Origin of the sequence: Xanthomonas sp. LMG 12461, assembly GCF_009192935.1 — a bacterium.
GTDB lineage: Bacteria > Pseudomonadota > Gammaproteobacteria > Xanthomonadales > Xanthomonadaceae > Xanthomonas_A > Xanthomonas_A sontii.
In genome coordinates this window covers 58,548-78,301 of the sequence record NZ_NQYT01000043.1, presented here as the reverse complement: position 1 = coordinate 78,301, position 19,754 = coordinate 58,548, and the positions used below count along the sequence as shown (strand labels likewise).

The window sequence follows — 19,754 nt, the reverse complement described above, 5'->3', positions numbered from 1 at the left end:
AAAGCGGAGCGTTCACATTGGGCGTGGTAGGCCGGGCCCCGGCTCGTCCCCAACACGCCCAAGTCTGGGATGCGGTGCATGCAAGCGAAGCGTGGTCTCAGCCGAAGTGACACCCCGCTCCCCGCCCGAAGAGCGTTCACACCTGCGCGAGTGCCGCGACAAGGACGTCTACTTCCGCCTCGGCCTGCCGGATCGAATCGGCCAGCCGCTGGTCCGCGAACTCGTCGTACTCGATAGCGACACAACACACATCGGTGATACCGATGTAGGCGAAGGCAGTTCGGATCGAGGACTCCACATGGTTGCGGTCGGCGAGGCGATGTTCGTAGCCGTAATCGCCTCGCGAAGACAGAAGCACCAGGCGCTTGCCGGCATCGGCAAGCAACGGCCAGTACGGCGCACCGACGCGATTGCGGTCGAACCCAAACGTGCGCCCTACCCGCACGATGTTGTCGATATAGGCCTTGAACTGCGCCGGTGGCCCGAAGTTGTACATAGGCACGCCGGCGACGATGAGATCGGCCCGCAGGAGTTCGTCCACCAGGGCGTCGCTGGTGCGCAGGACGTCATGCATCCATGGCACGCGCGCCGATTCCGGCGTGAACGCCGCATGGATCCAGGGACCGGAGATCGGCGGTGGTGGTTCCTGACCGACATCACGATAGATCACCTGCGTGTCCGGATGGGCGGACACCCACCGCCTGGCGAAGCGCTCCGTCAACCTCCGCGTATGCGAGCCGTAGGGCGTGGTGTCCGAGCAGCCAGGGCGGGCGCTGGCATCGATGTGCAGAAGGGTGGTCATGATCGTGGACGTTCCGGCAGGGATGAAATGGCTGAAGTGCCCGGGGAGTCTCCGTGCGCCATGCAACCGCGGCAAACGATGAATCCTCATGCGATGGATGACATGCGATCATCCATCCATGGCCCTCCGACTCCCTCCCCTCAGCGCCCTGCGAGCCTTCGAAGCGGCCGCACGGCTGCGCAGCTTCAAGAAGGCCGCTGAGGAACTGTGCGTGACCCCCACAGCGATCAGCCACCGGATTCGGGTATTGGAAAACGAGCTCGGCCACCCACTGTTCCTGCGCAAGGTCCGTGCGGTGGAGCTGACGGCGGATGGTCATGCCTTGTTGGGCGGGGTCGGCGGCGGGTTTCAGATGATCGCCACGGCGATCGAACAGGTGCGGCGGCCGCGCCGGCCATCGGTGACGCTGTCGACGACCCCGGCCTTCGCCAGCAAATGGCTGGTTCCCCGTCTCTCCGCGTTCCAGGCCGCCCACCCGGACATCGACCTGCATGTGCATGCGTCCGACACTCCCGTCGATCTGTATGCCGGCATCGCCGACTTGGCGATTCGTTACGGACACGGCCACCATCCGGAGGCCATCGCGCGATTACTTCGGGCGGATCGCTTCGCACCGGTCGCCAGTCCGTCGCTGCTGAAGACGCTTGGCAAGGACGCATCCCGCTGGCCACGGATCCATTTCGACTGGCACCGGCCACTGCCTGTGGACCTGACATGGAGCGCCTGGGCGCGCCAGGCTGGCCACGATCCAGTGAACTTGGCCTCAGGCACCCGTTACTCGGAAGAAAGCCATGCCATCCAGGCGACCGTCGCGGGTCAGGGCGTAGCGCTGCTGAGCCTGCTACTGGTCGAAGAAGAACTGCGCATGGGGTTGCTATGCCTGGTCAGCGAGCCGATGCTCGAAGGAATGGCCTATTACGTGCTCACGCCTATCGGACGCCCCGCGCAGGAGGCGACATCACGCGTGCAAGACTGGTTAGCAAGTGTCGACTGAGCAAGCGGATGGCAGGCGTGCGCATCCGAACCAACCTCTGCCACTCCGACAGGCGCGACGGCCTGATCGATTCTGAAGCGCTGATGGTGCCCGGAGCCGGAATCGAACCGGCATGGGGTCGCCCCCGGCGGATTTTAAGTCTGCTGGTGCATCTTGACAATCAATGCAATCAAAGACTTATGATGACACTGGAAGCCACATTTGGCGCATCCACTGCACAAATCCTGCACAAGCTCAGCGCTTACCATTGCCCCCTCCAGGCAGACCCTTTCGCGCCGCGACCCAGCGCATCACCCACCGCATGCCCTGCTCCCGGCTGGCCGCAGTACCGTAGTGGGTCCGGTCGCCCCAGTAGATCCAGATGCGCCACTTGCCGTCAGGCTGAAGCTTGACCCCCGCCACCCCATTGCTGTTGTGCCGCAGCAGGGCGACGTCTGGGTGGATCAGCCACTTGTAGGACTCGGGGAGCACGCAAGGTCATGTAAAACACATGAAGATTTTACAGATGCTACGCTAGGTCGTCGCACTGGCCGAGACGGCCGGCTGAAGCGGTCATGGTGCCGCTGGATGTAGCCGGCCTGGCGCTGCTCAGGCGCCCGCGGGTTGAGCGGCCTCTGGCCCCGCGTCCGGTGACGATAGAGTCTCATGGGCGCCGGAGGTGCGGTATCGGGGCGCTCCCTACCTTCGTGTCAGCAAATTCCTACGGCAGTCGGCCGGCGCCGCGCCTGGCGACTGCCGCATGGACCGGTGTTCGTTACCTCGGGGCCACGAAGCCGAAAACCTGGATGTCGAGGCCCACACTGCCGGACATCGCGGCTTTGCGCTGATAAGACAGGCTGGTCGCGTTTGCTGGCAGCGGCATCGCCACGGTGAATGTCGTCCGTTCGCTCACCGAGGTGAACTGCGCGTTGCCGCCATTGCCAAGGAAGAACCACGCACCGGAATCGAAATTCTGGACCCGAAGGATGCACGAAGTCGCCGTCGCAGGAACCAATGCGGCCAGGCTGATCGATGTCTGGGAATCGGATTGCCCGTTGCTGAGCGCAGACTGCTGCGATGCGTAGTAGCAGGTCTCGCCGGCCATCCAAAACTGCACGACGTTGCCCGAGCCATCGGTCCGCACGCTCCCGATGTACCTACGCGTGTTGTCACCGCTCTTGGCCCGTGCCAGCCCGTAGAAAGGGGATGCAGGTGCGGTCGTCACGATCTCGATGTCGGGCGAAGAGCCGTTGAGGTAGCCGTAGACGTGATACCAGGTGTTGGCCGTGAGCGTCAGGCCTGACTTCGTGATCGGCGCTGGAAACGCGAGGACGTAGCCCAGGCTCGGGATATAGCACGCCCCGGAGCTGACGCTGATCGACGTAGCGCTGACCCACGTCATGCCGAGACCTGATCTGGAAATATAGTCGGTGAAGATCGGCGGCAGATAGATCGGCGAGTGGTAGTCGCCAGCCGCGTATTCCGCCAGCGCCGTGGCCACGCCGCTGCTCTTGACCGCTTTCAGTGGGATTTGCTCAGCCATCAGGGAAGCACCGCGATGTTGGAGGCAGCGCCGCTCGCGAGGAGGAACGGCAGCTTGCGGTCCGTTGTGAGGGGTATCGGCGAGGAGCCGGTTTGCAGAATGAAGGGAAACGACAGGCCAACTGCGGCACGCGCGCGTGAATCTGTGAAGTAGCGATTGGTGCCGCCTTCGGCGAGGTCATCTGTCGTGGCAGAGCTAGTGCCTGATACACGGCCCTTGGCGTCCCTAGCGATCTTGACCAGCGCGCCGCCGCCGCTGTTGGGAAGGTCGGCTAGGCCGAATGTCGTAACTCCATCCGACCCGACAGCCTTGGTCAGGTCGCTAGTGACGGCAAGCCCATCGGACAGCGCCCACCAGCCTCGCGAGCCATCGGGGGCGGTGCCGTAGTACCACGTGTTGCCTGGCGTGTCGGTGTCGCCCTCAAGGCTGATCTGGACAATGCCGGGCGGCCTGCCTTGGGTCACGATGGAGCCGATGCCCTGGATCGAGCCGCCACCTACGCCGCCGTCTTCCAGTGCCGTGACGCGCGCAGCCAGGTCGTCTAGCTGCTGCTGCTGAGCCGGCGTCAGCCCATCGCTATTGCGTAGCGCCTGGAAGTAGCTGTACCACTCCCGAGTCGGGCTACCTCTGGTGTCTATGAGGGCTGATTGTGCCTTTGGGAGCGCTGCGGTCGGCATTGTTACGCCTTACGTCCGAATGCAATCCAGTCGAACGGGACCGCGTTTATGAAGGAGGCATTAGACTGGCCGAAGTCGTCAGAGTCGAACTGCACAGTGAATCCCGTGGAGCTCTTGACCGTGATCGCCGGAACACCAATTTGGCCGCCAGACGTGTGGTTGGCATTACGCGGGATGACATCGACGAAGAAGGGCGCCGAGTCAAATGCCGTGGTGAAACTGACGCTGGAGGACGTTTGGCGATTCCCGGAAAACGGGGCGCTTGCACTGCCGTACTGGATCAGCAGCGTACCGATCTTGTCCGAGCTTGTGCTGTTGACGATCGGCAAAGATGGGATGGTCGGCAGTGAAGTAAGTGTGTACCCACCGCCATTCGCAACAGGCACCTTGCCATCCGAACCCGTAGGATCAGGCAACATCGGGAAGTTTTGCCAAATCAGATTGGTAAAGTCGTGCGTCAAAAACCCGGCTGTAGTCAGCGGCGGGATCGTCACGCCAGCGCCTTGCCCGGAGTCGAAGTCCCTGGTCCAGATGGAAGTGCCATCAGCGTCCTTGAGGACCACCGTGTAGGCGCCATCGCACCAGATGTTCACGTTCGCACGGCCCGAGCTATCAAGCTGAACAGGGTTAGTGTTCGCGATGGTCAGATCCGAGTCGGACCAGGTGCCTTTCGGCGTCGTCGTCCCCTGGGCGTAGAACGTGAGGCTGCCGCCTGCCGCTGGCTCAATGCCTAGCTGGTCGAAAAACACGGGCGCCGGGTTGTAGAATCGGTATCCTGACATCGGTTACTCCAACAAAAAAGCCCCGGACGGGGCCGGGGCTGGTATGGATTGGGTGCATGCAATCGGCGTTTTTGTGGGCCTAGCCGCTGGCCCAACGCTCGGGAAATACTGGAAGAAGCTTGAGGAATACGATCAGAAGCGGATCGATCAGGCTTACGCTGAAGCCGATGCCAAGAAGGCATTGAAGGCTCAGCGCAAGAAGACGCACTACACCTCAGCGTCCGTTGTTGGGCCGCTTCGTATCGGTCACGATGGGGGCGGTAGTGGCGATAGCTCCCGGAGCAGCGAGGCGAGCTAGCTGGTTCAACAAGACCGAATTGGCAACCGGGGTAGCCATCAGAGATGCCAAGGCGTTGCTGTTGAGGGCGCGCCCTGCAGTAAGGCCAAGCGCTCCGCCTGCGGCGTAACTTGGCCAGTTCACAGGGTTGAAAAGTCCGCCCGCCAGCATGTTCTCAGCAGTGCCAGATGAGCTTGGTGCTTTCATGGCTTGCCCGATGCGTGCAAGAGTCCCTAGTTCACCGCCTCGGCCAGCGGCCATCGCGGCCTTGCCTGACTTGTCAGCAGTCACTCTGCCCATCAGTTGGGCCGGAGAAATGGTTCCGTCCGCAGACTTCGCCACCAGCGGCTCAACCGTCTTCAGGCTTCGGTACTGGCTACGAGCCTGTGTCCAGGCATCCTTGAGAGCGGCGGGGATCGACTCGTCCATCGCCTCGCGCAACGTGTCCCTCACCTGCCCGATGTAGGCTGCCTTCTCACCGCCGTTCGCCATGATCTTGCCCAACTGGCTGTCCAGCGACTTGTAGGCCGGGCCTGGCAATACACCGTCTTGCGTCTGCCGTAGGAAGCGGTCAATCACGCTGTTGACGGCGCGAATAGTGCCATCCTCTGCAACCTCCGATGCCTCTTTCTGGATCGCCCCAAGCCCCTCAAGAAGACGATCCGACACGTTCAGCGTGCTGCGTGCCGACAACTCGTCGAACTGCTGGCCGATGCGCGACTTCGCGGCGGCGAACACGTCCGGCGTGATCTTGGGCGCGTTCTCGCCAAAAGTCTTCGACACGGCAGTATTGAACTGCTCGAGCTGCTTCTCCCATGTCCGGGTTGCTCCGGTGAACGGGATGTTCTTCAGCATGTTCTCGGCGCGCTTCAGAAACTGGCTGTTGCTGAGCTGAGCCGGCGTCAGTTCGATCCCGCGCTGCCGCGCTGCGTTGTACAGCGCCATGATCTCTGGCGTCACCCTCGAACCCAGAAGTCTCAGCCCCTGGCCTACGACCTCGCCGCCAGCACCAAAGGCACCGCCCAGGGCAGCATTACCAAGTCGCCCCGCCTGTGAGTCTGCGGCACCTACATAGCCGGAAGCCGCGCCGAGGCCAGTACTTGCCGCAACCCTTGTGGCCATTTTCGGGAGCGCCGCAATCTTGCTCCCGGGCACAGCCAACGCAAGGCCCTCGGCGGCGATGTCCCCAAGGTTTGTGGCCGTATCGCCAGCTAGGACTTGATTGAGACCCTTGGCCCCTTCGTCCATAGCCTGCGTACTGGTGCCAGTAAGCTGTCCGATGCCGCGCAGATTACGGTCCACTGCCCGCCCCGCGCCAACAAGGCCCTTCAGCGCCGGATTTCGGCTCTGATAGTCGGCCTGCCGCTCCTGCAGCGTGTTGCCTTGGATCGGCGCCGGCCCTTCGAAAAAGCCAAGAACCTTGCTGAAAGCGCTGTCCTTGTAGGGGCGCGGCACATCGTTTGCAGTGCTGCTGACAGTTGAGGTGACTCCGGAGAAATCAGGCTTGGACGCCTGTGGCGCGTCATCCCACACGACCTGCGAGAGGTCGATCGGCGCCTGCGCGGCGGCTGCGGCCTGCTGGGCGCGCAGCTGGCTCTCGCTCATGCCGCCGGTGATGTCGATCTCCAGCGGCTGCTGACCGCCGGCCTGCTGCGGCGCGTCGTCCCACTTCACCTGCGCCAACAGCGCCGGATCAATTGCCATAGTCGGTGGTCCCGTCGCTGTACTGGACGACCTTGCGGCCATCGGGAAGGGTGCCGGTGCGCACGATGGTGCGGCCGCCGCTGGCGCCGGCCTGCTGCGCGCCGCCGGCGTACTTCTGGTTGAGCTGGCGGATCGTCTTCAGCGCGGCCATGCGCGTTGCCACCGGGATAGCAGGGTTGGCCAGGTCGCCGGCCATCTGCTGGTAAAGCTGCACGTCTCGGTCAGACTGCGGACCCTGCATGCGTGGCATCTTCGAGGTGAGCTGACCCGCGATGGTCTGCAACTGGGCAGTTGCCTGCGCGCCTGGAGTCGAAACGCCAAACATCGCCGCAGCAGTGTCGCCAAGGTTGCCTGCACGCCCACCCGTAGCGCCAGGCAGTAGCTTCTCGGCCTGATCCAGCAAGGACAGCGTATCGCGGGCGTCTCGTGCGCGCGTCTGCTGCTGCTGCTGCACTTCGGCCTGCTGCTTAGCCTGAGCTTGAGCCTGCGCGGTTCCGCCGGCCTGCTGGATAGCCGCATTTGTCTTGACGTTCTCCATGGCGGGCAAGTACTGCAGTTGCACGGCCTGCTTAGCTGCCTCAGTGGCAGCGGCCTGCTGCTCCTGCGGACGCCCAGCGAACGGGTTGTTCGCCATGTTCTCAGAGCCACGTGCCGCAGCCAACTGAAGCACTGAGTCAATCGCGCTCTGAGGAAGATTCGCAGCCTGCATTGCAGAGACTGTGTTTGCCACTTCTTGCTGCGTCTCTGGCGGTAGGCCATCGATGTTGATTTTGACTGCAGAAGCACCCTGACCCGCCACCGCGGGCTTGGCGAATGTGCCATAGCTGGTGCCACTGCCAACGATCTGCGAGCCGATACCGCGAGGATCAGTGGCAACCAGAACATCCTGCCCGTTGATGGTCATCTTCTGGTAGCCGATCGCTGCGGACGACTGGCGTGCTTCCTGTCCCAGCGCTATCTTCGCCGCGCTCTGATACTCGGGCGTGCCAGGCTGCAGGCCTGCTGCCGCTGCCTTCATCTGGAACTCGCGGAAGCCTGTCGGTGTGCCTGCCTTCAGGTCCGGATCGAGGTAGGAAGTCTGCGCCAGAAACCCTTGGATGCCTGCCATCTCCTGCTGCGGATCAAGATCCAACGGATACGAGCTGCCAGGCTTGAGCGTGTCCATGAACGGCTTGATGGTCTGGCGCGCAGCCATGATCTGCTGCTGGTTGCCGGACTGCAGGGCCGACTGTAGGAACTTCGCTGCGCCGCGCGCACGACGGGCGATCTCATCGCCGCCGGCCTGATACTGCTGGGCCGCCTGCGGGTTGATCGCAGCGGCCTGAGCATATGCCTGCGGGTCGCCGGAGACAATTTGCGGAGCAAGCTGGGTTAGCTGGTTCTGCTGGCGCTGCTGTCGTTGCTGCTGCGTGATCTCGTTTCCCGCCTGGTAGCCACCCAGGAAATCAGCCAGTGCATTAGCCATAGGTGCGCCCCGCGAAGTTGTAGAGGTTGTTCCCGAAGTTGTAGGAGCTACCCTGGCCCGTGTTGGACTGCATGTTGTAGAGCGAACTCAGGCTGTTGCCGCCGCCATAGCTGCTCTGGCGGGCATTGCTTCCGTAGCTTCCGAGCAGGTTTGAACCGACCCCGGAAAGCAGACCGACCAACGCATTGCTGTTGGATGCGTTGTTCTGCGCCGTGGCAGCGGTCTGGTTGGCGTAGTTGTTGTTGACGCCAGTCAATGCACTAGCTGCGCTCTGACCAAGTCCAGCGAGCCCAGCAATCTTGTTGTAGTAGTTGTTGTACTGCTGGGATGCCAAGCCCTGGGAATACTTCAACACATCAGCAGTTTGACCGCCCGAATAGAGAGAGCCACGAGCAGCAGCGCTGCGGTCTAACGCCTGCAGACCCTGCTGCTGCGTCCACTGGTAGTCGGGCGACTCGTTGAAGCTGCTGTAGTTGCCGGAGTTGAGCTGGGCAAGCTGATTCAGTGCGCCTGTACCTGCGTCCATGTAGGGCTGCAGGTTGCGAGTATTCGCCAGATACGCCTGGTCATACGCGCCTTGCGAACTGCTGTTCGCCTTCTTGTTGTTCTTGCTCGAAATATATCCGCCAACGGCAGTAACCGCGGCCCCTGCTACTGCGCCCCAAGACATGCGGTCTCTCCTGCGTTGAGTGCCGGGGCCTCCGGCTCGATGAACTTGGCCTCGATGGCATCAACATCCGTGAGCTTGGTTGGATGAACGTTGAGCCAGATGACATCGGTGTGCGCGAATCCGGCCTTTTTGCAGCCGGCCGGCGATGTGAAAATTGCCGGCGCAACTAGGCGCTGCATGCCGGCTGGGGTGGTGACGGTGATCTCGCCCTGCACAAGCACGTTGAGCGTCGAAAAGCGGTGCACCTTGCCGGTCAACACCGTCCCCGCAGGGATGTGCATTGCCCGGCCATAGACGCCATCAGCAAAGTGGTGTTCGACTGGGCATTCCTGGGCTGGAAGCGTACGTATCGCGTCTTCCAGAGAGCGCAACTCATCGCGTGTTGGCTGCTTTCCTTGCGCGCACGCTACCGCCTGCCCAGGCTCGTTCAGAGCGGGCAGAAAATCTGCTAGTTCGATCATTTAGCCGCCTGTCGGCTCGATGTAGGCCACTGCGCCGTAGAGGTCGCGCTTCACGGGAGAGGCGATGCGGATGCGGAAGAGCCAGTTACGGCCCGATCCGAAGCGATTTATGCGGATGCGGCGCTGGTACTGGCCCAACTCACCCATGGAGTATTCGCGCCAGTTCGACCAATTGTTGCCGCCGTCTTTGCTGTAGCAGACCTGCACTTTCCGATCCATAGCTTTCGGCTCGATCCAGTCGCGCCCCTGCAGCCAGTGGCCGCGCGGGTAGTTGCCATAGTCTCCCCACTCGCTCTCGAGCAATGGAAACTGCGGATACGGGCGTGCGTCCCACGTCCAAGCGATCATGTTGTCCGCCGAGATCATGTCGCCGCCGTTGTCGCGCCAGTAGCCGATCGTCGCCTCGTAATAGCTCGCCTGGGCTCGGTCGTCACGAGCGCCAGTGCTGAAGTACGGCAGCGAGGATTCCGAGGACTTCGGGTCGAAAAAAACGTTCGGCTGGTTTGGCCCACGATCAATTGCCGGGCAACCGTACTCCGTGAACCACAGTGGCTTCATTCGCGGCTGCCATGCGGTCGGCGTGGTCTCTACGCCAGAGGCGCGCGGCACATGCGCGTTCTGCCACCAGTTGCGGATGTCCTTCTGCCGGTACACCCACGGCTTGTTGTAAGCGCCATCGGTGATTGCTGCTTTGACGTTGTTCGTGCGGTCTACGTAATACCAATCGTAGAGTTCACCGCCCTCGATGTTGGACTGCAGGTAGGCGATGTCATAGGCAAGCGCCGGATCGTCGCTCGGCCTGATGTTGGCAATCGGAAAGTAGTTGTCGATGCCCACGAAGTCGATGTTCGGGTCCGACCACAGGGGATCCAGATGGAAGTTCAGCGTTCCATCCGAATATTGCCGGGTGTGGTACTCAGTCCAGTCCGCGGCGTAGGACACCAGTACCTGCGGCATCGCCGCTTTGACATCGGCGGCTAAGGTGCGCAGTTGGGCTACAGCGGGATAGGACGTAGCGCTGGAACGAACCTGCGTCACGCCCACCATTTCGGTCCCGATGATGAACACGTCCCCAGCTTGGAAAAATGGTGCACACAGCCCAATGTAGTGCCGAACAAAGCGGTTAAAGCCCCATTCGCGCTCGAAGAATGAATTGACCTGCGTTGCAGCTGTACCCGTCCCATCTGGGCTACCGGACTGTCCGGGCGCCGGGTAGCAGGTAACTCGACCGCGCCACGGATTGATAGGCTGACTGCTGCCGCCGTAGGGGTTTGGCAGGGTGTTGCCCGATGGGATATCCATGAGAACGAACGGATAAAAAACGATCCGCTTGCCCTTGGACTTGATGTAGCGGATTACCTCGACTACGGAGTCGTCAGATGGCGTGGAGCCGTAGACGCTGTAGCCACCTGCCGAGTCGTTGATGAAGGTAACCAGTGTGGCCGTAGAGGCCGTGACGCCGTCTACCATCCAGTTGGATGGCGACCAGGACACACTCGCCACGTCACTGGGCGCAAGCGCGATACGCGGCTTGATCTGGCAGTTCCCAACACGCAGGTCGTCGCCGAACCATGAAATCACCAAGCTGACGGTGTGGCAATCAGGCAGCGATGCGAAAAGCTGCTCCAGCGCCACCACAACATCCGTCTTGGTCGGGCTGGCGTGCAGGTTTTCCACAACGTTTGGCTTGCCGATCACCGAGCGCGTATGCGGCACGGTCGAATAAGCAAAACTGCCAGTGGATGGGATTAGCGTAATTCCAGTGATGCCCAGCCCGACCTGGCTCACGGCGTGTATCCCGAGGTGTCGACTTCAATGAACCAAGCAGAGCTGTTGGCTACGCCGGATTGGAGACCCTTTATTGATATGGTGATGCCAGCACCAAGCGAAAGGGTTCGCTCGATAGGGCTAGGTTGAAATGATGTGGTTGGTGTAGGCGAAGTGTTTGAGATTACTTCGGCGCTCCCTCCTGACTGGATATCTAGGTTAACCGTCGCGCCATCGTCGGCAAGAGAGAAAATCGACCGAATCCGCACTCCCAAAGTGCCGGATCCAGTCATACTTAAGATCCAGCCGGTTCCGCCACCCGCGATGTTGCCATAGCGATTAGTTCCGATCACGGAAGAATCGATCGTGCTGTTATTGGCGTGCGGATCAGGTGTGAATACGTAATTGACATTGCTCTGTTGTAGTGGCTGCCACACAGGCTCAGGGCTGGGGTCGATCGACTCGGGGGCCACAGTCATCTCCGTCCCCATGCCCATCAGCAGCTCAAGGTAGTTGACGTTGATCCGGTTCTGGTTGTTGTGGACGACGCCGGAGACACGCTCGGAGACAAGCGGCTGATCGCCTTCCAGCATATAGCCCCAGTCCAATATCCAAAGGCGACCGTCTTGGAAGTCGCCACCAATCCACTGATTGTTCCATCGCGTCAGTGTGTTGAGGCGCCAGCGATTTAGGCCATACGACTCACGACGGTGCCAAAGCTTCGTGACAACGTCATAGCCCCACGTCTGGCCGTCCGGGAAGGTCAGGTAGTAGACCTTGTGCTTGCCGTCCTCCCACTTGTAGGCGAAGGCTTGCGACCAGTTGTTGTCCTTGATCGCGCTCTGGATGGCGCCAGTGGAGATCGGGATGGCGTTGTAGTTATCCAGCCGATACACGACACCATCATCACCAAGCCACATGATGCTGTTATCTAGCTTGACGACGGTCTGGCCGCCTGCACAACCGCGCTCTATTAGAATGCGCTTGTTTTGGAAGTTGCCCAGGCCGTCATCAGTAACGACATTTGAGAAAAACTCTATCGTGGACTGGTTGAAAACCACCACTTCAAACTGACTTACCGCCAGGGTGACAATCTTGTCCGGCGATGCCTCTGATTCGTTGCGGTCAAATGAGCTATATGACAAAGCGTCCGCAAGGTCGCTGTAAAACCAAAACCGTCCGAACGGCTCGACCTGCAAAAGGTAGCTATCCAAGTAGCCCACAGCCTTGGCGCCCGGATATGCGTCATCCGAGATAACCGAGAACGTGCTGGTCGCCGTGTTGAACACGTAGCCGCTGGACTGGCCGTTGGCGATCAGCAACTGATTCCCGTTCGTGACCTGGTTGTAGGCCATCGAGACGCGGCCAACACCGGGGATCGTGCCGCGCAGGGTGCTAGTCCCGTCAGCTTTGACCTGGCGCAGTTCATTGCCAGCGACGACGAACAGCGAACCCTCGACGTTGATGGCGCCACGTACAGGCTTGGGGCCAAGCTTCGTGAACTGACGCAGCCCCGGCGGGGATGCCAGCTTGAACTGCGTCCGCGTGCCAGGGACTTCGGCAAGCTCAGGCAGCCAGTTCACAGTGTCCTGCGCGCTCCACGGCAGGCTCGCGTCCTTGTAGAAGCCGCCCAGCAGGTCGATCGGCTGCAGATCCATCAGAAGTAGGTCGCCTTCACCGGCTCATCCGAGGCGGTCTTTTCGCGCAGCTTCCACAGGCGCCCATAGGCTCCCTGAGCGCGGTTCTCTAGCAACTCAGCGCGAGACATAACACCGTATTGGGTCACCAGCTCGCGCGCGACGATGTAGGTGATCGGCCCCATGTACTTTGCGGGTATCGGCGCTTCCACCTGAAACGGGATCAGACCTTCATCATTCAGCTCTTCGAGAACCGTCTGGATTCTCTCGCCGACGCATGCCGCGTCCTCTGCCTCCGGCGCCTCGTTGGGGTCAAGCACGCCCAGCTCCAGCAGCACGTCGCGCACCAACTTCTCGCGGCTATACGTCGCCATCATTCACCCCAAAGAAGACGGGGGCCGAAGCCCCCGCCATGTCTGCCATTAGGCGTCAGCCGGAGCCGAAACCCAGCCGGTCACCATGCCCCAGTCCTTGGCACCGGTCGTGCCCTGGCCCCACAGGATCTTTTCGATACCGCGAAGCTCCATGAAGCCGACGCCGTACTGGAAGCCATAGTCGTCTTCCTTGCGCAGAGCGGTCTTGGTGGTCTGCGCCCAGGCAACAGCCAGAGCCTGTGCACCGCACATGTAGACCGGAGCAACCGGGATCGGGGTGGACGCGGTGTTGTTGAACACCGGCAGTTCCGGGATCTCGCGGATCACCACGCCATCCCAGTACAGCGAGGTGGTGCCGGTGAACAGCGGGTTGGCGAGGCTGCGCTCCCGGGCTTCCTGGTGAACCGTCGACAGGTTGTTCTTCAGGTCGCGGTAGGCACGGGTGCCAGCGAACAACACGAAGGTTTCCTCATCCTCACCGTAGATGTGCGGACGGATGCCGTCACCGTTCACCGTCTCAGCATCCTGAGCGATTCGCTTCAGCAGCGAAACGACATCCTTGGTCAGCGTCATGCCGGCGGTGATGTTGTTCAGCGCGGTGGCGTGGGTTGCGCTGTAGTTGGCGACAGCATTGCCGAACAGCACCCGGTCCACGTTGGCCGCATTCCATGCGTTCTTCTGCGCGGCGGTGGCGGTGGCATAGGGAGTCCCCTGCACCGAGCCGAGCGCACGGATGATGTCGTTGCGCATGTAGCGCATTGCCAGATCCTTCAGCGCCTGCTTGCCTGCGTCGCGGATGTCGAAGGCGGAAGCCTGCTCTTCCTCGACGTTCACCACCGTGGCGTCACGGACCACGCCGATCTTGATGGCGTGGCCGTCGTTCGGCAGTGCCTTCTCATTGCCCACCAGGGTGGTGCTGCCGGTGTTGTAGCCAGCATCGGCATCCAGCGCGCCGACCAGGTTGATGGTGATGGTGTCACCCTTCTTCTTGGTCAGGTTGTTCTTGATCTGGATGATGCTGTTCTCGTCCATGCCCATGTACCGCTTGAAGCGGTTGGCGCGGACGTACTCCTTGAAGAACTCGTCGTCCCACTGCTTTGCGCGGACAGCCGCGCTGACGGTCGTATTTGCCATGTGTTAGTGCTCTCAGAAGATTTGTTTGAAGACGTCGCCCGCCTTGGGCTGAAATTCACCCTTGGCGTTGCGTGCTTGGGTCAGATCAGGCGGAATCGCGTCGGCGGCCTGTTGCTTGGCTGCAGCTTTCTCTTTCAATTCAGCCTCCCACTTCGCCCGCAGTTCGGCCTCGATCTGCGCCCGGTAGGCTTCCGGATCCTGCATCTGCTCCATCTGCTGGATCTGGCGGCCAAGCCGGTACGCCTCACGGGCCGGGTTGGGCGACTGGAAAACTTTCTGAGCCAGCGCAGGGTTGTCCTGCGCTCGCTGCACGAGCGCCTGGATGACTTCGTCGTAGTCCGCGTGCTGCTCGCGCAGATCAGCCTCCATCGCAGCGTAGAACTGCTGCTGGATGCGCTGAGTTGCGCTTTGCACCTCGGTCTGGACGTAGGCAGCCGGGTCGTCGAAGAACTCGGGGCGCCTTGCCTGCTCCTGCTGCTGGCGCAGCTCGGCCAGTTGGCGCTCCAGCTCATCGGCTCGTCGCTGAGCCTCTTGCCGCTTCTCGCGTTCCGCTTTCAACCCTGCGAGCGTGCCCTGCTCTTCCTTCGACTTATCCGGGGCCGGCGGCGCCTCGGCGGTTTCTACGCCCGTGTCTGCGGCCTGCTCAGTGGTGGCTTGCTCCGGTTGCTCGGTAGCCTGCTCAACCTCTTGAGTCTCAACTGCAGCTTCTTGCACAGGGGCGCTCGCCCCCGTGATGTCATCGAGGAAATCAGTCACATCTGCCATGGGTTGCTCCACATCGACCGTTCGCCGTCGTCGCGCATCGACCGAACCGCCGTCGTCGCGTTACTGCATGACCGTGGGCGCCGCCGTCTCGACGGTTGCGCGCGCACGGTCTGTCTCAGCCTCAAACCGATCGGTCTGAGCCTTGAATTGCTCTGTTTCGAGCTTTGCCGCATCCAATGATTGGTCGGCAAGCTGTTGATCCTTGTCCTGCAACTGCTTCTGCATCTCTTGCAGTTGCTCTTGCATCTGCTGAAGCTGCTGCTGGATCTGTGGAGGCACCTGCTGCTGAAGCTTCTCGATGATCTGATCCTTGTTCCGCAGACTCGACGCTTGGATGATCATTTCTGTCGGGATCGAGGTCGGGTCAGCCTTCTTCAGCTCGACCAACTGCTGGAACTGCTCACCCTGGATCGTCACGGTGTCTGGGCCGTCCTCGACGAGGATGTCCACGTCGATGTCGGCCACGCTGTTCTCATGCCGCACAACAGCGTTGGGATTGGTCTGCGCCATCGCCATGAGATAGGCCGGGGGAGTCTGCCCCTCGCTCTGGTAGCGCTGCAGTTCTTCAGCCACGGTCACCGGCTTATTCAGCCCGACCCACCGCAGCGAATCCTCATCATCGGTGACGCGAATCCACTTCTCTTCCGTCCAGTACTGGCGAATTCGGTTCCACGCAGCACGGTAGACGCGCCAAGACCACATCTTGAGCGCGTCGAAGGGGACAGCCATTTCCTGCAAGCCGGCCTGCTGCAGCGCCTGTACAGCGCGGCCAGAAGGTGCCTTGACGTCACCCTCAAGCGCAGGATTCACACCGCTGGCATCAATCTCTGCCTTTGATTCCTGCAGGAGTTGGAACTCACCAGCGAGCGCGGCCTGGTTGTCCACGATCTCAAAGCGCGTGTTCGGGCGTACCTTGATGTAGCCGTCAGGCTTCGCCAACTCGCGCCTAGCAACCGCGACGTTCTCGACCGAGCCATCTTCCGCGATGATGGTCCGCATGCTCAGGCGATGCAGCGCCTTGGACCGGCGCTTGTTGATCTCGTCCTGTGGCGAGAGCATCTGCTTGACGGTGCCGTAGCGCCGATTGTCGCGGTCCACGAATGCCGACGTGGCGACGATGTCGCACTCAGGCTGACCCCATTCGTCCTTGTAGGGCGATGGCTGCGGGTCACGAAGCCAGCCACCTTTGCACATGGTGCCGGTGTACCAGACACCGCCCTGCTTCCAGCGGTGCTGCATGATGCGCACGCGGCGATTGCGCTGATCGGCCCACGTGATGCGCGGGCGGTCGTCGTAGGTGTCGCTGCCGCTCTGCTCGCTGCTGTAGGCGCCCAAGATCACTTGGTCTGAGCCAGGGAACTCGACCAGAACGTCCTCTTCGTCCATCCACAGCACGACGCCCATGAACGCTGCATCGCTGAAGTCGCGCTTACGGCTGTGCACGTCGCGGTAGAACCGATCCCAGGGGACGGGCGTCAGCGATACATCCAACATGCCGTTCGGACGCTTCTTGACGCCAACGACTGCGGCGCCACAGCCCTCAACAAATAGGTTCTCTGCTACCTCCGAACGGATAGTGTCAAAGTCGTTCTGCTCCGCTACGAAGCGGAGAGCATCGGTCGCTGAGTCAGCATCCCCATCATGGCGCGGGGTACGCGGGTACGCCTTCGGATCGGTCCGGCTGCTCTTCTCGAAGCCAATCAGCGAATCAATCTTGGGCTTGATGCGGTTGGAGATGACGATCGGCTGGCCGCGTTTCTTGAGCGTCTCTTCCTCTTCGGCAGTGAGCTGCTCGCCGTCGTAGTAGTCGCGGCACTTCTCGGCCATCTCTCGCTCGTCACGGCCGTTGTCGTCCCAGTCGCGGAACTGACGCAGGCACTTCTCCAGCATGGCCTCTTTGTCGATTCCCGGGCGCGCGGAAGCTTGGCCGGCGTCTTCGCCAGCCAAGTTCATGTCGTCAGCCATCAAGCTACCTTCCAGTCCGGAACGTCGTCTTCGTCTTCATCGTCGGCGCTGTAGTCGCGCCCCTTGCGGCTCTTGCGCTCCTGAGCCTCAGGCCCGGATGCGTTCGCCATCGTGTCTAGGCCGCGGCCGATCAGGCTGCAGACATCCACTGCATCGTCCTGCCGTCCGTCCTCGCCGTTGAAGGCGCAGAGCTGATTCAGCAAGCGCACTGCCCACGGCAGGCGCGGCAGGTACACGGCCCCAGCAGATGCACGAGCCGCGAAGCCCAGCGCACGCTCAGCCTTGGTGCCAGCAGATGCTAGCGGCACGCGGTTGACAAATACCTGTGTCTCGCGCATTCGCTTGGTGATGGCCGAGTCCACAGCCCGGAGGATCACGCCCTTTTCCTCAAACGCGGCAAGTGGCTTGTACTTGGACGCAAGCTCAATCCAGGCATCGATCCACTCGGCCGGGTCTTTCTGGCCGTACCACCAGTCCACCGCGTACAGGTCGCCGCTAGAGGACAGACCCCAAACGCCATGCTCGGTCCAATCGCCGTCGTCTGGCGTGACCGCATAGTCGCTCGCCATGTACAGATTGAGGCGGGACGGAAGCACGTCGTAGAACCTGAACCAGTCGCGCTTGAACATCAGGCCGGCCAGCGACCTGCATGCCCCTTCCCATACGTGCGCGTAGAGGTCCGAGTTGAACTTCTGGAGCTTCAGCCGCTCCTTGTTCAGTTCCTCGGGGAACCAGGGGTTATCCCGCCAGTTGATGTCGATGACCAGCGTGTCCGGGTCATCCAGCCCGGCCAACTGGTGGACGTAGTCCTCTTCTTGGTACGGGTTGTACGTCCACCACAACTCAGAGCCACGCTTGCGGATCGTCGGGATCAGTACCTCGGCCGATCGCTCACTGACGCTGTGCGCCTCTTCGATCCATGCCCCATCGAAGCCCTCATAGGACTTGATCGAGTCGGCCGTATGCTCCTTCAAGCCGGCAAAGGCGAACTCACTGCTACTCGCCGATGTCCCCGGCTGCCCCTTGATGGCGTCCCGCTGGACGTCGTAGTAGTAGCCCAAGTTAAGCGACTGGATCTGGTCAGCCAGCAGCCGGTGCGAAGACTCCTTGATCGACTTCTGCGTCTCTCGGCAGCAGAGCCAGCGCGTTGGCTGGAGGATGCCCCGAGTCGCCAGCATGCGGGCCACAGACCAAGACTTTGCCGAACCACGTCCACCACGGGCCACCTTGTGGCGACGCCGCTCAGTCCAGAAGGGGAGCATCTTGGCCGGGATCTCCAGGCCAAGCTCGCTCATTCGGACTGCGGCTCCACGCCAGTGACGACAACCTTTGTCACTACGTCTACAGCGATCGGGCCACCACCTGGGGCAGACAGCTCGACACCCTTGCGTTCCTGATAGTCATCAGGGAACCGGGCAGCCATCGAACGCGACCACAGGGAGGCGTTGAACTTATCCGCCGTCAATCCGCACTGCCCTTGGCTTTCCCACCAGTACTGCGACCATTGCCGCGCCCGCGTAAAGGCGTCTGAAAATTCCGGGTAAGTCTCTTCCCACACGTACAGAGTCGACTTCACAACGTCCAACTCACACGCCATTTGGACGATCGATTTGCCCTGCTTGCCAAGTTCGATGACCTTCTGGCAGTACTCAGGCCGATAGTCAGTTGGCCGCCCAGCAGGCATCACACGATCTCCAGCGTGCCGTCATGGGTCACCCCGTAGGCAGCACTCACAATGGTCAGTTGGTAAAGCCCCGGGCCGTACTTGTTACCCAAGGTCGTTGGAACGGTGAAGGTAATCAGCCCCGCTGCAGCTCCTGTCGCCGGGATCACCTGAAGGTCAACGCTCTTGGCTGGCGGTCTGATGTGAGCCTGCACCGTATCCCCAGCGAGGTTCAGCGGCCCTTGATCATCACGTGCCCACAGCACTTGCGGGGCATCGGCCACCATGTAGCCGCGTAGCTGGATCGGCAGGGCCATCAGTCCTCCAGCCTTGGACGCTGCAGCTTTGCCATCCCACATCCAAGCAGGTAATGGGTCACGGGACCATCTGCTTGGCCGAAGCCAAAAACCTCTAGGTCTTCGGCACCAAGCACAACTGCGGCCTCTACAACATCACCATAGACGCCGTCTTCAATCGAGTCAGCCAGCCGACGCAGCATTTCTGGGATGTTCTGCAACTGAGCGCTTGGCAGCACATGCAGGGAGGCGCTCACTGCACAGCTCCACACGAATCAGCCAGCTTGCGGGTAGCCATCAGTTCGGCTTGGAGCCAGGCGACTTGATTGTCGGCATCTTCTCCGACCCGAATAACTCTTGCCACAGCGTCTGGCGATACAGGGGCGATTGCATCATTGCCTGCGACAGCGGATCCAGCTTGACCTTTGCCGGGGGCGGACATGCACGCGGCCCACTCGCTGCGCAGCCGGACATTGCCAGCGCGCAGATCAGCCACAAGGGTAGTCTGGTGTTCTTCAGCGCTCTTGCGGCCATCTGCGTAGTTCCTCGCTGCCTCGGCGGACTTGCTTTCGTATTCCTGGCGTGCGCGTTCAGCGCTTTCCGCTACCTGCTGGGTGAGCGCGACCATCTTTGCCTTGTAGGCGTCGAATTGACCCCGCACCTCTGCCGTCTTCGCCTCTTGGCTAGACTTGCCGTGCTGGCAGCCGCCGATGAACAGCGTGCCAGCAACAGCCACGTACAGCCCAACCCGGATCAGCGCCAGGTATGGGCGGATCGGGTCAGGCAGCAAGGACATGAG

The 19,754-nt window shown here is 61.4% G+C and carries 20 protein-coding genes; 1 reads left to right on the top strand and 19 read right to left on the bottom strand.

Annotated features, from left to right (window positions below):
• Positions 1-136: 136 nt before the first annotated feature.
• Positions 137-802, bottom strand: coding sequence for an NAD(P)H-dependent oxidoreductase (locus CEK68_RS12175; RefSeq protein ID WP_152239533.1), 666 nt, complete (start codon positions 800-802; stop codon positions 137-139).
• Between the two features lie 118 nt (positions 803-920).
• On the opposite strand from CEK68_RS12175, the gene CEK68_RS12170 reads away from it, so the two are divergent.
• A complete protein-coding gene (locus CEK68_RS12170; protein WP_017908298.1) occupies positions 921-1,796 on the top strand; it encodes a LysR substrate-binding domain-containing protein in 876 nt (291 codons plus the stop codon).
• Between the two features lie 754 nt (positions 1,797-2,550).
• Here the strand turns inward: CEK68_RS12170 and CEK68_RS12165 are convergent.
• From CEK68_RS12165 to CEK68_RS12080, 18 genes are all read right to left on the bottom strand, one after another.
• Complete coding sequence (locus CEK68_RS12165) at positions 2,551-3,318, bottom strand: hypothetical protein (RefSeq protein WP_152239532.1); 768 nt, start codon at positions 3,316-3,318, stop codon at positions 2,551-2,553.
• On the bottom strand, positions 3,318-3,995 hold the full coding sequence (locus CEK68_RS12160) for a hypothetical protein (RefSeq protein ID WP_152239531.1): 678 nt from the start codon (positions 3,993-3,995) through the stop codon (positions 3,318-3,320). Before CEK68_RS12160 ends, CEK68_RS12165 begins: the two co-directional genes overlap by 1 nt.
• Positions 3,996-3,997: 2 nt before the next feature.
• A complete protein-coding gene (locus CEK68_RS12155; RefSeq protein ID WP_193314190.1) occupies positions 3,998-4,744 on the bottom strand; it encodes a hypothetical protein in 747 nt (248 codons plus the stop codon).
• A 247-nt stretch (positions 4,745-4,991) separates the two neighbouring features.
• Entirely contained in the window at positions 4,992-6,758 is a 1,767-nt protein-coding gene (locus CEK68_RS12150; protein ID WP_152239529.1) for a hypothetical protein, read from the bottom strand.
• On the bottom strand, positions 6,748-8,223 hold the full coding sequence (locus CEK68_RS12145; RefSeq protein WP_152239528.1) for a hypothetical protein: 1,476 nt from the start codon (positions 8,221-8,223) through the stop codon (positions 6,748-6,750). Before CEK68_RS12145 ends, CEK68_RS12150 begins: the two co-directional genes overlap by 11 nt.
• On the bottom strand, positions 8,216-8,893 hold the full coding sequence (locus tag CEK68_RS12140; RefSeq protein ID WP_152239527.1) for a hypothetical protein: 678 nt from the start codon (positions 8,891-8,893) through the stop codon (positions 8,216-8,218). Before CEK68_RS12140 ends, CEK68_RS12145 begins: the two co-directional genes overlap by 8 nt.
• Positions 8,875-9,354: a hypothetical protein gene (locus CEK68_RS12135; RefSeq protein ID WP_152239526.1), complete on the bottom strand. Its 480-nt coding sequence runs from the start codon at positions 9,352-9,354 to the stop codon at positions 8,875-8,877. Before CEK68_RS12135 ends, CEK68_RS12140 begins: the two co-directional genes overlap by 19 nt.
• Positions 9,355-11,142 (bottom strand): glycoside hydrolase TIM-barrel-like domain-containing protein, encoded by a 1,788-nt coding sequence (locus CEK68_RS12130; RefSeq protein WP_152239525.1) that lies wholly within the window; start codon positions 11,140-11,142, stop codon positions 9,355-9,357.
• The gene (locus CEK68_RS12125; RefSeq protein ID WP_152239524.1) at positions 11,139-12,779 is read right to left on the bottom strand and encodes a packaged DNA stabilization protein; all 1,641 of its coding nucleotides are present in this window, start codon (positions 12,777-12,779) and stop codon (positions 11,139-11,141) included. The genes CEK68_RS12130 and CEK68_RS12125 overlap by 4 nt, the downstream gene beginning before the upstream one ends.
• Entirely contained in the window at positions 12,779-13,132 is a 354-nt protein-coding gene (locus CEK68_RS12120) for a hypothetical protein (RefSeq protein ID WP_152239523.1), read from the bottom strand. Before CEK68_RS12120 ends, CEK68_RS12125 begins: the two co-directional genes overlap by 1 nt.
• Positions 13,133-13,180: 48 nt before the next feature.
• The gene (locus CEK68_RS12115) at positions 13,181-14,266 is read right to left on the bottom strand and encodes a DUF4043 family protein (RefSeq protein WP_152239522.1); all 1,086 of its coding nucleotides are present in this window, start codon (positions 14,264-14,266) and stop codon (positions 13,181-13,183) included.
• Between the two features lie 12 nt (positions 14,267-14,278).
• Positions 14,279-15,031, bottom strand: a complete 753-nt coding sequence (locus tag CEK68_RS12110; RefSeq protein ID WP_152239521.1) for a hypothetical protein — start codon at positions 15,029-15,031, stop codon at positions 14,279-14,281.
• 60 nt (positions 15,032-15,091) lie between these two features.
• The gene (locus CEK68_RS12105) at positions 15,092-16,996 is read right to left on the bottom strand and encodes a hypothetical protein (protein ID WP_152239520.1); all 1,905 of its coding nucleotides are present in this window, start codon (positions 16,994-16,996) and stop codon (positions 15,092-15,094) included.
• The gene (locus tag CEK68_RS12100) at positions 16,996-18,291 is read right to left on the bottom strand and encodes a phage terminase large subunit (RefSeq protein ID WP_152239519.1); all 1,296 of its coding nucleotides are present in this window, start codon (positions 18,289-18,291) and stop codon (positions 16,996-16,998) included. Before CEK68_RS12100 ends, CEK68_RS12105 begins: the two co-directional genes overlap by 1 nt.
• Positions 18,288-18,680 carry a hypothetical protein gene (locus tag CEK68_RS12095; RefSeq protein WP_152239518.1) on the bottom strand — a complete coding sequence of 131 codons (393 nt, stop codon included), beginning with the start codon at positions 18,678-18,680 and terminating at the stop codon, positions 18,288-18,290. Before CEK68_RS12095 ends, CEK68_RS12100 begins: the two co-directional genes overlap by 4 nt.
• Positions 18,680-18,976, bottom strand: a complete 297-nt coding sequence (locus CEK68_RS12090) for a hypothetical protein (protein ID WP_152239517.1) — start codon at positions 18,974-18,976, stop codon at positions 18,680-18,682. The genes CEK68_RS12095 and CEK68_RS12090 overlap by 1 nt, the downstream gene beginning before the upstream one ends.
• Entirely contained in the window at positions 18,976-19,212 is a 237-nt protein-coding gene (locus tag CEK68_RS12085) for a hypothetical protein (protein WP_152239516.1), read from the bottom strand. Before CEK68_RS12085 ends, CEK68_RS12090 begins: the two co-directional genes overlap by 1 nt.
• Positions 19,209-19,751: a hypothetical protein gene (locus CEK68_RS12080; RefSeq protein WP_152239515.1), complete on the bottom strand. Its 543-nt coding sequence runs from the start codon at positions 19,749-19,751 to the stop codon at positions 19,209-19,211. The genes CEK68_RS12085 and CEK68_RS12080 overlap by 4 nt, the downstream gene beginning before the upstream one ends.
• Positions 19,752-19,754 lie beyond the last annotated feature (3 nt).

Excerpts from the sequence above, each read along its gene's own strand:
- CEK68_RS12170 (WP_017908298.1), top strand. The coding sequence starts at position 921 with ATGGCCCTCCGACTCCCTCCCCTCAGCGCCCTGCGAGCCTTCGAAGCG.
- CEK68_RS12080 (WP_152239515.1), bottom strand. The coding sequence starts at position 19,751 with ATGTCCTTGCTGCCTGACCCGATCCGCCCATACCTGGCGCTGATCCGG.
- CEK68_RS12125 (WP_152239524.1), bottom strand. The coding sequence starts at position 12,779 with ATGGATCTGCAGCCGATCGACCTGCTGGGCGGCTTCTACAAGGACGCG.
- CEK68_RS12115 (WP_152239522.1), bottom strand. The coding sequence starts at position 14,266 with ATGGCAAATACGACCGTCAGCGCGGCTGTCCGCGCAAAGCAGTGGGAC.
- CEK68_RS12090 (WP_152239517.1), bottom strand. The coding sequence starts at position 18,976 with ATGGCCCTGCCGATCCAGCTACGCGGCTACATGGTGGCCGATGCCCCG.
- CEK68_RS12165 (WP_152239532.1), bottom strand. The coding sequence starts at position 3,318 with ATGGCTGAGCAAATCCCACTGAAAGCGGTCAAGAGCAGCGGCGTGGCC.
- CEK68_RS12110 (WP_152239521.1), bottom strand. The coding sequence starts at position 15,031 with ATGGCAGATGTGACTGATTTCCTCGATGACATCACGGGGGCGAGCGCC.
- CEK68_RS12150 (WP_152239529.1), bottom strand. The coding sequence starts at position 6,758 with ATGGCAATTGATCCGGCGCTGTTGGCGCAGGTGAAGTGGGACGACGCG.
- CEK68_RS12120 (WP_152239523.1), bottom strand. The coding sequence starts at position 13,132 with ATGGCGACGTATAGCCGCGAGAAGTTGGTGCGCGACGTGCTGCTGGAG.
- CEK68_RS12135 (WP_152239526.1), bottom strand. The coding sequence starts at position 9,354 with ATGATCGAACTAGCAGATTTTCTGCCCGCTCTGAACGAGCCTGGGCAG.
- CEK68_RS12105 (WP_152239520.1), bottom strand. The coding sequence starts at position 16,996 with ATGGCTGACGACATGAACTTGGCTGGCGAAGACGCCGGCCAAGCTTCC.
- CEK68_RS12100 (WP_152239519.1), bottom strand. The coding sequence starts at position 18,291 with ATGAGCGAGCTTGGCCTGGAGATCCCGGCCAAGATGCTCCCCTTCTGG.
- CEK68_RS12095 (WP_152239518.1), bottom strand. The coding sequence starts at position 18,680 with ATGCCTGCTGGGCGGCCAACTGACTATCGGCCTGAGTACTGCCAGAAG.
- CEK68_RS12140 (WP_152239527.1), bottom strand. The coding sequence starts at position 8,893 with ATGTCTTGGGGCGCAGTAGCAGGGGCCGCGGTTACTGCCGTTGGCGGA.
- CEK68_RS12160 (WP_152239531.1), bottom strand. The coding sequence starts at position 3,995 with ATGCCGACCGCAGCGCTCCCAAAGGCACAATCAGCCCTCATAGACACC.
- CEK68_RS12145 (WP_152239528.1), bottom strand. The coding sequence starts at position 8,223 with ATGGCTAATGCACTGGCTGATTTCCTGGGTGGCTACCAGGCGGGAAAC.
- CEK68_RS12175 (WP_152239533.1), bottom strand. The coding sequence starts at position 802 with ATGACCACCCTTCTGCACATCGATGCCAGCGCCCGCCCTGGCTGCTCG.